Origin of the sequence: Campylobacter concisus, assembly GCF_003048905.1 — a bacterium.
Classification (GTDB): Bacteria; Campylobacterota; Campylobacteria; order Campylobacterales; family Campylobacteraceae; genus Campylobacter_A; species Campylobacter_A concisus_V.
In genome coordinates this window covers 86631-99109 of record NZ_PIRO01000001.1, presented here as the reverse complement: position 1 = coordinate 99109, position 12479 = coordinate 86631, and the positions used below count along the sequence as shown (strand labels likewise).

At 31.9% G+C, this 12479-nt stretch carries 13 protein-coding genes; 2 read left to right on the top strand and 11 right to left on the bottom strand.

Features of this window, described 5'->3' with window-relative positions; all coding sequences use genetic code 11:
- Positions 1-27: 27 nt before the first annotated feature.
- Both CVS95_RS00425 and CVS95_RS00420 read left to right on the top strand, forming a co-directional pair.
- Complete coding sequence (locus tag CVS95_RS00425) at positions 28-837, top strand: ferritin-like domain-containing protein (protein WP_107695178.1); 810 nt, start codon at positions 28-30, stop codon at positions 835-837.
- The gene (locus CVS95_RS00420; RefSeq protein ID WP_107695177.1) at positions 837-1331 is read left to right on the top strand and encodes a SixA phosphatase family protein; all 495 of its coding nucleotides are present in this window, start codon (positions 837-839) and stop codon (positions 1329-1331) included. The genes CVS95_RS00425 and CVS95_RS00420 overlap by 1 nt, the downstream gene beginning before the upstream one ends.
- A 9-nt stretch (positions 1332-1340) precedes the next feature.
- Here CVS95_RS00420 and CVS95_RS09930 read toward each other — a convergent pair whose 3' ends face one another.
- From CVS95_RS09930 to CVS95_RS00365, 11 genes are all read right to left on the bottom strand, one after another.
- The gene (locus CVS95_RS09930) at positions 1341-2108 is read right to left on the bottom strand and encodes a methyl-accepting chemotaxis protein (protein WP_413784121.1); all 768 of its coding nucleotides are present in this window, start codon (positions 2106-2108) and stop codon (positions 1341-1343) included.
- Between the two features lie 494 nt (positions 2109-2602).
- Positions 2603-3103 carry a PAS domain-containing protein gene (locus CVS95_RS00410; protein WP_085657368.1) on the bottom strand — a complete coding sequence of 167 codons (501 nt, stop codon included), beginning with the start codon at positions 3101-3103 and terminating at the stop codon, positions 2603-2605.
- 21 nt (positions 3104-3124) lie between these two features.
- A complete protein-coding gene (locus tag CVS95_RS00405; protein WP_107695175.1) occupies positions 3125-4363 on the bottom strand; it encodes a type II secretion system F family protein in 1239 nt (412 codons plus the stop codon).
- On the bottom strand, positions 4360-6111 hold the full coding sequence (locus CVS95_RS00400) for a GspE/PulE family protein (RefSeq protein WP_054196613.1): 1752 nt from the start codon (positions 6109-6111) through the stop codon (positions 4360-4362). The genes CVS95_RS00405 and CVS95_RS00400 overlap by 4 nt, the downstream gene beginning before the upstream one ends.
- A 9-nt stretch (positions 6112-6120) precedes the next feature.
- Positions 6121-6660: a hypothetical protein gene (locus CVS95_RS00395; protein WP_107695174.1), complete on the bottom strand. Its 540-nt coding sequence runs from the start codon at positions 6658-6660 to the stop codon at positions 6121-6123.
- Positions 6657-7535 carry a transformation system protein gene (locus CVS95_RS00390; protein WP_107695173.1) on the bottom strand — a complete coding sequence of 293 codons (879 nt, stop codon included), beginning with the start codon at positions 7533-7535 and terminating at the stop codon, positions 6657-6659. Before CVS95_RS00390 ends, CVS95_RS00395 begins: the two co-directional genes overlap by 4 nt.
- A complete protein-coding gene (locus CVS95_RS00385; protein WP_103582781.1) occupies positions 7528-8355 on the bottom strand; it encodes an ATP-binding protein in 828 nt (275 codons plus the stop codon). The genes CVS95_RS00390 and CVS95_RS00385 overlap by 8 nt, the downstream gene beginning before the upstream one ends.
- Positions 8348-9868 (bottom strand): pilus (MSHA type) biogenesis protein MshL, encoded by a 1521-nt coding sequence (gene mshL, locus CVS95_RS00380; RefSeq protein WP_107695172.1) that lies wholly within the window; start codon positions 9866-9868, stop codon positions 8348-8350. Before mshL ends, CVS95_RS00385 begins: the two co-directional genes overlap by 8 nt.
- Positions 9846-10259 carry a hypothetical protein gene (locus CVS95_RS00375; RefSeq protein ID WP_107695171.1) on the bottom strand — a complete coding sequence of 138 codons (414 nt, stop codon included), beginning with the start codon at positions 10257-10259 and terminating at the stop codon, positions 9846-9848. The genes mshL and CVS95_RS00375 overlap by 23 nt, the downstream gene beginning before the upstream one ends.
- On the bottom strand, positions 10259-10906 hold the full coding sequence (locus CVS95_RS00370; protein ID WP_107695170.1) for a pilus assembly protein PilO: 648 nt from the start codon (positions 10904-10906) through the stop codon (positions 10259-10261). Before CVS95_RS00370 ends, CVS95_RS00375 begins: the two co-directional genes overlap by 1 nt.
- Positions 10903-12423 (bottom strand): C4-dicarboxylate ABC transporter, encoded by a 1521-nt coding sequence (locus CVS95_RS00365; protein ID WP_107695169.1) that lies wholly within the window; start codon positions 12421-12423, stop codon positions 10903-10905. The genes CVS95_RS00370 and CVS95_RS00365 overlap by 4 nt, the downstream gene beginning before the upstream one ends.
- Positions 12424-12479: the final 56 nt, after the last annotated feature.

Here is a 12479-nt window from a genome sequence, read left to right as displayed (position 1 = left end):
AAATGCAGATTTAAATAAAGAGAAAATATGAATTTTTTTGATGAAATTTGGGAAATTTTAAATGAAGGCGAGATTGGGCTTAAATTTTTAAAATTTGAGCTATTTTATGAGAAATTTAAACGAGATTTTAATATAAATTTTTACCAAAGCTCTAAACCAAACGAGCTAATAACGCCAAGCTACGCAAAATTTTGTGAAGTAGTTAGCATGAAAGAGTTAAACAAAAAAGTAAAGCCAAAGGATAAAAATTTAAATTTTATCCACTCGGTAGCTCATATTGAATTTAGTGCTATTGATATCGCGCTTGATGCTTGTTATAGATTTAGAAATTTGCCAAGAGAATTTTATGAAGACTGGCTAGAAGTAGCTGAAGATGAGATCAGACACTTTTGTATGATAGAAAATTTGCTCTTAAAGCATGGCAGTAGATACGGCGAGCTAAGTGTGCATGATGGGCTTTTTATCGCACTTCAAAAGACTTCAAGTAGTCTAACTAGCCGTATGGCGCTACTGCCAAGATATATGGAGGCAAATGGGCTTGATGCAAACGCTCATATTATAAAAAGGCTTGAAGGCGAGGGTGGAAATGAAGAGCTCATTGAGTGCCTGAAAGTCATCTTAAAAGAAGAAATCTCTCATGTTTATAAGGGCGATAAGTGGTTTAAATTTGCCTGTAAAAAAGAGGGTATTGACGAAAATAGCTACTTTGGCATTATCTTAAGTTTGTATCCAAATTCATTTAAAAATGTTAGAGAGATCAATGAGCAAGATCGCTTAAAAGCTGGATTTAGCAAAGAAGAGCTTTGCTTGATAAAGAATTTCTCAAAGGAGAGATAGTGAGTAAAATTTATTTCATAAGACATTCAAAAGCGGTTGATGAGAATAAGGACGGAGCTAAAGATGCCTTAAGGGAGCTTAGTCAAAAAGGCAAAGAAGACGCTAAATTTATGGCAAATAGGCTAAAAATGTATGATGTGATGCCAAGGGCTATCTTTTCAAGCAGCGCTAAAAGGTGCGAGCAAACAGCAAAGATTATTGCCAAAACTTTAAAATTTAAAGAAGAGACCAGTCTTATAGATGAGCTTTATGATATAAGTTTTGAAGATCTTTTAAAATTTGTCAAAAATATAGATGAGAGTTTGGATGAGATTTTTATCATCACGCACAATCCAAGCATAACTGAAATTTGCGAGTATTTAAGCGATTCATCAATAGACAATATCCCAACTTCTGGAATATTTTGTGTTGAGTTTGGATGTAAATTTAGTGAGTTAAAAGAGGGCGGTGCAAAAGCGTTATTTTTTGACCACCCCAAAAAACATCAAAGATAATTTAATATTTTAGTTTTTATCTTTAAAAATTTCATTATATGAAGTAAAAATTTGCTCGCTTAGATCTTCTATTTTCTTAGACTTATCAACAAAATAATTCAAATTTTGTTCGTTATAGCCAGAGGCTGACTTCTCGAGCAAGAGTTTGATTTCATTATTTAGCGACGTTGTAAGTTCTTTTGACTTATCAAAATTTTTATTTTGCTTGTGTTCGCTTATACTCTCGTTCTCATACCAATCTAGCAGGCTTTGCGCTAAATCACGTATTTCCTCGCTGTATCCTTGCTCGTTTATAAGATCAGAGTACACTTTAGTTTTGTAGGCAATTTGCGAAATTTTTGCGATTATGGCAAAGGTTTTATTTTCGACATATTTTGATGTTTGAGCAGTATTTTGTGCGTTCGCATTAAACTCGCTCAATACCTTTTTGAAATTTTCTACATTTTGTGTCGTTAGTTTAGAAATTTCATCGATTTTTTTAGAATTTTCATCGATATCATTCACCTCTTGCTGAAGTGTTTTTATATTGACCTCTATATCGCTTGTGGCTTTTTGTGTATTTTCAGCTAGTTTTCTTACCTCATCAGCAACTACCGCAAAACCACGTCCGTGCTCTCCTGCGCGAGCAGCTTCAATGGCGGCATTAAGAGCAAGCAGATTTGTTTGATCGGCAATATCTTTTATTAAATTTAAAACAGAGCTTATTTCAGAAGCCCTAGTGCTTAGCATGCCAGTAGCATTCGAGCAGCTTTGTACTAGACCATCAAGCTCTCCCATGTTTTGACTAAGCTCGACGATATTTGACATATTTTCTTTTGCTATTTGTGCAGTTTGTCCAGCATCTGTTGCTGTTTGGCTTAAATTTTTGATACTTTCATTTAGATCATCTCTTACATCATTTATGCCATTTATGCCATTTCCAAGTTTGTCAAGTTCACTTGAGAGAAGACCTCTGATTTTGCTTTTTAGTCCTTCTTTTATGCCAATGACTCCATTGCTCATAGATATAGCATTTCTTTTAAATGCGCCTCTAAACCCTTCTACAAATATATTTCTATATGTTTTCGAGTTTTGTGCAGCTTGGACTGAGGTTGAAATTTCACGTTGAAGCGCTTCAACTTGATCTAATAGATCATTTATACCAAGGGCGACTTCATACATCTCGTCCTTTTCTCCAACATTTACAATGCGAGGCTCTAGTATGCCATTTCTTGCCGATTTGACAACACTTAAAATCTCATTTATTGCATTTGATTTTTTCTTAAACATATCTAGAACCTTTGTAAGTTGTTTATAAATTCATCATAGCTTGTCGATTTTTCTTCTAAGAATTTTAATAAATATTTTTTAGACGCTTCAATACCGCCATCTCGTTCTAGCTCAAGTAGTTTTGCATAAAGTGGTTTTATGGTCTCTATCGCTTTTGCGTTTGGCTTACGTCTAACAGAATAGTATCCAACGATATTATCTTGCTGATCAAGCGAGGCTGTGATATTGCCAAATACCCAGTAAAATCCACCATTGAGAGTTTTATTTTTAATAAAGGCAAAAATTTCCTCTTTATTTTGTATACGTTCCCAAAGTAGCTTGAAAATAACTCTTGGCATATCAGTGTGCCTTATTATATTGTGCGGTTTTCCCAAGAGATCACCTTGTTTTACTCCTACGATATTTAAAAAAGGCTCGTTACAATAAGTAATCCTTCCTTTTGTATCCGTTTTTGAAACTAAAAATGCGTTCTCATCAACGCCATATTCTTTTTCTATAGACATTTTACTCCTTTAAATATAGATTTAATTTTTAACAGCTTTTGCCATATCCCACATTGGCATAAATATACCAAGGGCGAGCAAAAGCACCATAGCTGCGATAAATATTAGTAGTATCGGCTCAATATAGTTTGAAATATTATCAATAATATCATTAAATTTCACTCTATAATAATCAGTAACCTTTTGTGTCATGTCATCTAAGCTACCACTTTGTTCACCAGCTCCTATCATTTGTATAAGCATACCCTCATAAAGTCCCGTTTGCCTAAAAGCCTCTGTTAAACTTATGCCACGACCAACTAGTACTTTTACGGCAGTTAGTTTGTTTCGTATGTCTTGATTTGATACGGTGACGACGGCAGTATCTAGTGCATCAGCGATAGGAAGTCCTGCGCGAACAAGCTCTGTAAAGATTAGATTAAATCTACTCATATTTGCAAAAAATATTATTTTGCCCACAAGATAGACTTTTAGTAGATATTTATCGACCTTATCCCTAAAATTTTCATCATTTGAATATTGCCTTTTTAGCAAAAAAGCAAATGCGACAAGAACAACTATTATATATATGCCATAATTGCTCATTATGTATTCAATGTTTAGTAAAATTTTAGTAGGAAGGGGGAGGTCGGCATTAAGCTGACTAAAAATTTCTCGAAATTGTGGAACAACTGATGTCATAAGCACAATAAAAGCCAAAATTATAGAGCATATTACGGTTATTGGATACCTTATGGCTTTTTTAAATTTTTGCTGGTTATCCCAGACTTCTTGCAAGATAGCAGCTAGCTTTGATAATGCATCAGCCATATTACCAGTACTCTCTCCAAGCCTTACCATAGCAACAGTGACATCGCCTAGCTCTTCTTGAAAATTTTCTATACTTTGAGTTAAGCTAGCACCTTGATTTAGGTCTTCATCTAGTGTTTGAAATATTGTTTTTAGCCTTTTATCCTCGGTAGCATTTGCTGTCTCTTTTATGCCATCATGTATTGATATACCAGCATTAGTCATAACGCTAAGTTGCCTTATGGTAGCAACTAGAGCTGGAATTTTTACTTTTGAAGAAGAGAATATTTTGTTAAATTTTTCTTGCAAGTCCAAAAAATCATTGTTAATATTTGAAACCTGAGTTTCTTTGATCTTTACTATCATGCCTTGAATATTTGCACGATTTTTTACATCATTTTTACTATTGGCCTTTAGGCTCATCTTTTGGCGCTTGCCATCTTTTATATATTCTATTTCATAAAATTTCATATCTTGGCAACTCTATATACTTCTTCGATTGTTGTTACACCATTTGCTGCGCGTATAACGCCATCATGGAACATATCTATAAAGCCTTCGTCATAGGCAGCCTTTTTAAGCTCTTCTTTTGAGGCGTTATTTGCTACGATACTTGCTATATGATCGCTGATAGATAATATTTCACTTATCATTTCACGCCCCAGATATCCAGTTTGTGAGCAGTGCTGGCAACCTACGCTTTTATAAAACTGATAATCTTCAGGGAGAAATTTCTTAATCTCATCAAGAGCTTTTTGAGATAGCGTGACTTTTTGTTTGCAATACGGGCAAAGCTTTCTTACAAGCCTTTGAGCCTCAATGCAAACTAGTGCACCACTTACTAGATATGGCTCAATACCCATATCAACCATACGAGGCAAAGCGCTAATAGCGTCATTTGTATGAAGTGTGGAAAAGACTAAGTGACCAGTTAGCGCCGCTTGAATCGCGATTCTAAGCGTCTCTTGATCTCTGATCTCACCTATCATAATAATATCTGGATCTTGCCTTAAAATAGAGCGAAGAGCCGAGATAAAAGTAAGCCCAGCCTTCTCATTTACATGTACTTGTTGGATCATATTTAGCTGATACTCGACTGGATCTTCAACAGTAATAATCTTAGTTTTTACACTTTTTATATCATTTAATGCACCATAAAGTGTAGTTGTTTTTCCTGATCCTGTCGGGCCAGTAACTAGTATGATGCCATAAGGCGCTTTCATGCTCTTTTTAAATTTAGCAAAGTTATCTGGATGCATACCAAGGTCTTCAATATTTATGATAACTTTTGATTTGTCCAAAATTCTTAAAACTATACTCTCGCCATTTAAGATAGGTAGCGTAGAGATACGAAAATCGTACTCTTTATCTAAAATTTGAGCTGAAAATCTACCATCTTGTGGGCGGCGGCGCTCCGCGATATCCATATTTGAAAGTAGCTTCATACGGCTTACCATCGGCGGATAGATATCTTTATCAAATATAAATGTCTCACTTAACATACCATCTATCCTGCTTCTTACTATGCAGTTTGTCTCGGTTGGCTCGATATGAATATCGCTCGCTCTGCTTTGAATAGATGTTTTTAAAATTATCTCAATTAGCTTTAAAATTCCAGAGCTTTCTGTGCTTTGCCCTTGGCTGCTAGAGCTTGAAAGCTCTTTTCTGATCTCTGTAATAACGTCTTTTATACTTTCATTAAGAGCTATTTTGTTTATATATTTTTCTATCTGGGCTGGATCGGCGCAAGCTACTTTTAATAGCTTTCTGTTAAATAAATTTTGAACTTTATCTTGAATGATCACGTCAAAAGGATTTTTAAAAGCTACATAAACGCTTATCTCATCTTCTTTTACGGGTATGGCGTTATATGATTTTAGCTGTGAGGTGCTTAGCTTTTCACTGATACGGTAGTCGATATCTATATCATCAAGATCAAAAAATGTAATTTTAAATTTATCACATACATATTGAATAAAGCGCTTTTGATCTATCTGAAGACTAGTCGAAATTTCATCAATGTCAGTGTGTCCTCTTCTATAAATATCAGATAGAATTTCAAAAAAAATCTCTTCTTCTAGCATATTTTCTTCAAGCAAAATAGCTAAAAGACTTTTTTCGTTTATCTTTTTTATCTCTATAATCTTTAAAATTTGCTCATCATTTAGTTTATTAAGTTGCTCTAATGTTTTTAGCGTTAAATTTTCTAAATTATTCATCTCTTCTCTTTATCTATACTCAATCTGCGAAGTAAGATCGTCATTTTTAAAAATTTTTAAAATCATTTTTGCAAAATTTGAGCCAGCGATTGCACTAAGCTCATATCTTGTATCTGAATTTGGCTCTTCAAAAATAAATACGCCAAGCTCCTCAACGTATTCTTTTTTGACAAATTTATCAAATATAAATGAAAGAATGTAATCGCTCTTTGGAAGCCTAATATAGCTTATATCAGCCCCATTCAAGATAGCATGAAGCAATAGCTTTTTTTTAAGCAATATATCAGCAAAATATGCTGCATTCTCTCTTGAACTTTGTGTTTTTGATAGTTTGCTTGCTGGAAGAGCGAGCCTATCTATATCATTTGTTTTTAAGCAAGATATGCCAAAGATATTAAGAAATTCTTCATTTTGTGAATCTTTTAAAAGATCTTGTATTTTTTGATTACAAATTTTAGGATATTCAGCCTTTTCAAAATAACTTTTAATGTCAGCCGCTCCAAGCGCAAAGGCATTTAAAGATAAAAATATAATAAGTAAAAATTTCACAAGGTATCACTTTTTATCTTATTTATTAGCTCATTTATTTCTGGCTTATTTTTATTTTTATTATATTCTTCTAATGCACGCAATGCGTCATCTTTTTGTTTTAGCATATATTTTGCCTTAGCAAACATAACCCAAGAATCCTCAATGCTACTATCTAAATTATTTGCCGATAGTGCCCATTTTATAGTGTCGCTATATCTTTTGTCTTGATAGCATTTTCTTGCTATTTTAAGGGCGATTTCTGGATTTTTATTTTTATTAAAATCTTCTTTTAGCATAGAAATTTCATTGTTTTCACTTGAAATTTGAATATCAATTTTTGGCTTTGCCTTTGGTTCTAATTCTATTACCTCTTCATTTGGTAGATGCTGTTCGTTTTGTATATTTTCATTTTCAGTTGGTAAATTTAGCTTTAGCCAACCGCCACCACTTCTTTGTTTTTTATCTGATGCCTGCTCTTTATTATCTTCATTTAGCTTTATGGATTGTTCTAGCTTTTTGGCTATTTTCTCGGCAAGCTCATCTTGCTTCTTATCTGATTCAAATCTCTCTTTTGCCTGCTCACTTTTTTGTTTGCCATCTTCTAAAATATTTTTGCTGACATTAGTTTCAGCAAAGGCTATATTTTTTTCTTTTATATCTGTTTGTATTGTCAAATTTTTCTCAACTAAAGTTGGAGTATTGGTTGTCTCTTTTTTGTTTTTGGTATTTGAGAAAAATAAAAAAATACCAAAGATAAAAGCAATTAGCAAGGTTGTAATTATTAAAAGACCTAGCTTTTTATTTGACAAAAATTTTAAAAAGCTATTTTTATTCTTTTTTTCGTACTCTTCATAGAGCTTTTCTAGTCTTTGAATTTCTTGTAATTCAAGCATGAATTATTCCTGTATCAAGTGCAGACATTGTCAAAATTTTAATATTTGCGTCCTCGCTACTTAATTTTGATGGCTGATTTTGTTCGTAATATTCACAAATTTCATAAAATTTATACATAATTTTATTTAGTGTGCGTAGATTTCCGCAACAAAGTTCATAGGCTTTGTCATAGTCTTTTTTCTGAAAATTTAGGTATTTATCGTAGCCTTTTTGTCCTATTTTTCTTTGTAAATAGACTATGATTTCATTCGTGTTTGCACTTCCAAGCTCTATACTCTCCCAAATTCTGGTTTGAAAATAGTCCTTTGCTAACACATCTTCATTTTCAGTTTTATGAATAGTAAATAGAAATTTAAATAATCTTGTATCGGCCATAAGCCTTATTTTTTCGATCAATTCAGTAGGATAAAGCTGCGCTTCATCCAGGATGACGACTATTTGGTTTTGTAAAATTTCATCTTTATTTTTAAATTCTTTTGAGTAGTGTGTAACAAAACTTTCAAAATTATTTATATTATCAAGTTTATTTCCGTATATATCTTCACAAAGAGCTTCTATAAATGTAGCTTCGCTAAAAAAAGGATGCGGGAAAAAAATTAATTTTTTATCCTTTTGAAGATCAGAGGCTATCTTGTTTAACAAAAAGGTCTTTCCACTGCCAGGCTTGCCATAAAAAAGTATAAGTTTTAATGGCTTTTTTAGAGCCGAGACGATCTTATTGTAACAAGTGATTGAGTTATCTAGATTAACAAAATCAGCTACTTCGTCTTCGTTGATAAAGATATTTTTTATATCTGTATAAATATTCTTGTTATTCATAGATCGTTTTAGAAAAACCTAAGTCTTTTAATGATTGATTAAGTGGCTTTTTTTTGTCAAAATCAACTACATGAGGAGTGATGACAAAGATAAGCTCTGTTGTTTTTATATTGTCTCTTGTGCTTTTAAAGACTCCGCCTATAAGGGGGATATCAGAAAGAAGAGGTACAGAAGTATTATTTTTACCCTTTGTCTGGCCTATTAATCCACCAAGAATAATAGTATCACCGCTATCAACTTGAACAACAGTTGATAGCTTCTTTTGCACCGTATCTGGAGCAATCTCTCTTAACGCATTTTGTCTTGTGTCGTCTTCAGCGTATTTAAAGTTACTAAGTGATGGATTGATTCGAAGCATGATTTTGTTATTATCAGAAACTTCTGGTAATAAATTTAATAATATGCCAATAAAAACAGAGTATTGTTTGTAAGTAGTTGTCAGCCTATCACTATTGCTGTTTCCATTGTCAGTTTTTTGTTGAACACGGTAGTTTATGTTATCGCCAACTGAGATTAGTGCTTGCTGATTATTAAGTGTTGTTACTTTTGGGCTTGATATAACCTTTGTCTTTCCATTTGTTTCAAGAAAATTTATCATTCCATCAAGGCTGAAATTTAAATTAGCTGCGATATTTAATGTGCGTCCAAATCCATCACTTAGGCTATTGCCTTTATTTGTCCAAGTTGCACTTGAACTCGGATTGTTTCTTGAATTGCCAATGTATGTATTAAATCCAAGCTCAAATTTACTCCAGTCAACGCCTTGTTTGTATTCATTATTTAATTCAACTGAAATAATAGAAACATCAATAATTACTTGTTTTTTTAGTCTTTTTTGCATTTCATCTATATATTTTTCGACACGCTTAAGTTGAGAAGGAGTGGCCGTAACAGTGATAAGGCCTGCGTTTTGATTTATGATAGGATCAGGCGCTGTGATATGTTCGCTACTATTATTTAAAATAGCTTTAAGCTCAGCATCTAGTTTTTCCCAAAAGTCAAACCTTTCAGTAGTTTTTATAAGGTTGCTTGAGCCTTGAGAGCTATCATCTTGGGAATTATCGCTACTACTTGAACCACTAGAAATCTCAGATGGAGTAGCATCCACTGAAGCTTGGGTGACAGCAGTTCCTTCTCTAATAGAAGTTATATAATCTAGTTTAAAAATTTGAGTTTTTAAAGATGAAATTTTTAATACATTATTTGAAAACTCGTAGCTTAAATTTTTCTCACTTAAAAGTAGGTCAAAAACTTCACTAAGACTCATATTTCTGATATTAACGCCAAAAACCTTATCTTTTAGCTCTGTTTTACTATAAGTGTCCTTTGCAACAATGCTAAAGTTACACATCTCTGAAAGCTGATTTAACACATCTACTAGCGCAACATCATCTGAAATTTTCATATTAAAATTCTTGCTTAAACAACTACTTTCATTGGCACTAGTATAATTCATATTTAAGCAAATGAGTGCACCTATTATTAATATTTTATTTAATCTTAATCTCAACATTTTTACTTCCATTTTTTAAAATTAGCTCTTGTTTCTCATCGCCTTTTACTAAAAAAACGCTATTTTTAGTAATGTTAGTTATTTTGTAACCATCAACAATATCACCGACAGCATACCATTTGGAATCAATATTTGCTTTGTCTAATAAAGTTGCTTTTAAACTAAGCCCTTTTGAAGCTTGAGTGATAATTGATAAATTTTGATCTGTTATCGCCTTTATAGGTTCTTGTTTAAAAGGATTTTTTATGCTCGAAAGCTCAATATCACTAAGACCGCTTCTTTTTTCCTTTATTTTTTCAAAAATTTTATCATAAGAGTCCATTTCCTCTTGAAGCTGATTAGCAAAAGCAATATTTAAAAATAAAAAAGCCAATAAAATTTTTATTTTCATTAGTATTTCATACCCCAAACAGATATTGATATCTTAGCGCCAAGCTCTTTTTGGGTAGAATTTATATCCATTTTATGAAGATCAACTACTAGCTTTGATTCTTCAAGGCCATTTATATATGAAAGCATATCTTTAAAACCTCCCAAAAATGTCAAGTCAATATTTAAGATTTGCTCAATCTTTTGGAAATTTGGCTCTTTTATATCGCTTTTTAACTCTAAAATTTTTATATTATTTTGCTTTGCTAAAGATACGATGTTGTCTAAAAAATTTGCCCAATTTTGATCGTTAAATAATAAAAATGATAGTTCTTTTAGCTTTGAATCAAAATGAGCATTAAATTTTAAAACGCTAGAATATTTGCCTTTAAGCGTTTCAAGTATTTTTGACTCTTCATTTATTTTAAAATTTTTATCCCCGCTAGGTGAGCTGGTCGATCTTAAATAATCTCTTGTTCTTGAAAGATCATTGCTAATTTTAGTATGCGAATTAAATCTTTCATCATAAAAATCTTGCGACGGATCAAAGCAAAGCATATAAACAATATAAATAATAATTAAGGCTGAACCCAAAAAAATTATATTTGTTTCGCTTTGTTTTTTTGCGTCAAAATACTTATCTATTTTACTTAAAACATCTTGTCTCATTGTCTAATCTCTATACTTATATTACTTTCATACTCGTTGTTTTGCCTATCTTCTTTAATTTTTTTTGTATTTACTGAATATTTAGGCATCTTGCTAATATCTTTTATTAGCTGCGTAATCCTTTTTTCATTATCGCTAACAACCGTTACAGTTAAATTTTTATCGTTATTTTTAATATTTGTTATAAAAATGCTATTGTTATTTATCATATCGGTAATTTCAAAAAGATTTAAGCCTTTCATTACGTAATGATCTTTTTTGTTTTCAATTTCTTGAAGCAACCCTTTTCTAAAATTTAACTTCTCTTCCTCTTTGTCAGTTAATCCTTTTATATCATTTTGATCTTTTTTTAGTCTTTCAAGAGTACTTCTTATTTGTGCCGCTTGTGCATTAAGTACATCAAGCTCATCGTTTAGTCTTTGCGAATCTGTTTCTAAAATACTACCAGCTATATAATTATAAAGTGGATAGGACATGCTTAGGCAAAAAGCAGAGGCACATGTCAGTATAAATTTACCGCTTTTTCTCTTTGTAAACGGATCAGGCCTAAGTAAATTTGAGAAGTTAAAATCGGCATTAAAGGCCTCTTTTTTGTAAAAATTTGCATATAAAGCCATCATGTTATATCGTTCGCTAATGGCCAAATTTTTAGAATTTATTACAGTGCTTGTATTTAATTTCGTAGCATTTGTTCCAAGTTTTGTATTGATAAATTTTTCAAAACGCTCTATTTTATAGTCGCAGTCAATATAGATATTTTTTATATTTATGCTATAGATTCTATTGACAACATTTATCGTGTCATTTACGTAAAATATATAGTCTTCAAAAACAGTATTTAGATCGTAGCTAAAGCATTCTTCATTGCTATCTAAAAGTCCTCTTGTCTTTAGGATATCCAAAAAGCTTTCTAGGCTTACTCTCTCGCCGCTTTGCTCTATAAATTTATCTTTTAGATAATTTAGTGTGTATCTTAAACCCCTTGATGTAAGGTATTCCCCATTTACATAAATGCTTATAAATGCTTCATCGGCCCTAAGTGTCAAAAAACAATCACTCTGAGTACTAGGAAGTAAGCCTTTTTTATATATAGCACTATATAAAAGCGGCTCTACAACGACATAATCTATAAAAGGTACTCTTTTAGAAATATTTTTAAAAATTTTATTTATAGTTTCATTTGTAGCAATAAAAACATTAAAAATTCTGTCTTCTTTTTCAACATTGCTTTCAAAATAAACTATTTTATAGTCAATCGCAGGATCAAGAGAGAGCTCTTCGTAAATTTTGATTGAGATATTATTTTCAATATCCTCATCATCTATTGTTCTTGAGATATTTATGGTAGCTGTTATTATATCTTTGTACTCAATGTAAGATATAAAGAAGTCTCGCTTTAAAATATTCTTTGAAAGACTTAGCGAATCGACATTGCTATTAGAAAATCTAAAACCTTCATATTCATAAGGATCTAGAGTAACGATTGGATTATCGTTAATCTTTCTAAGCTTTAACATAAAAATTTACCTCATAATGCTCTAATTGGGCCGTATTTTAATATTTTTAAAATAAA

Coding starts and splice junctions, on each gene's coding strand:
- CVS95_RS00410 (WP_085657368.1), bottom strand. CDS start 3,103: ATGTCTATAGAAAAAGAATATGGCGTTGATGAGAACGCATTTTTAGTT.
- CVS95_RS00400 (WP_054196613.1), bottom strand. CDS start 6,111: ATGAATAATTTAGAAAATTTAACGCTAAAAACATTAGAGCAACTTAAT.
- CVS95_RS09930 (WP_413784121.1), bottom strand. CDS start 2,108: ATGGGAGAGCTTGATGGTCTAGTACAAAGCTGCTCGAATGCTACTGGC.
- mshL (WP_107695172.1), bottom strand. CDS start 9,868: ATGTTGAGATTAAGATTAAATAAAATATTAATAATAGGTGCACTCATT.
- CVS95_RS00370 (WP_107695170.1), bottom strand. CDS start 10,906: ATGAGACAAGATGTTTTAAGTAAAATAGATAAGTATTTTGACGCAAAA.
- CVS95_RS00385 (WP_103582781.1), bottom strand. CDS start 8,355: ATGAATAACAAGAATATTTATACAGATATAAAAAATATCTTTATCAAC.
- CVS95_RS00375 (WP_107695171.1), bottom strand. CDS start 10,259: ATGAAAATAAAAATTTTATTGGCTTTTTTATTTTTAAATATTGCTTTT.
- CVS95_RS00405 (WP_107695175.1), bottom strand. CDS start 4,363: ATGAAATTTTATGAAATAGAATATATAAAAGATGGCAAGCGCCAAAAG.
- CVS95_RS00425 (WP_107695178.1), top strand. CDS start 28: ATGAATTTTTTTGATGAAATTTGGGAAATTTTAAATGAAGGCGAGATT.
- CVS95_RS00365 (WP_107695169.1), bottom strand. CDS start 12,423: ATGTTAAAGCTTAGAAAGATTAACGATAATCCAATCGTTACTCTAGAT.
- CVS95_RS00390 (WP_107695173.1), bottom strand. CDS start 7,535: ATGCTTGAATTACAAGAAATTCAAAGACTAGAAAAGCTCTATGAAGAG.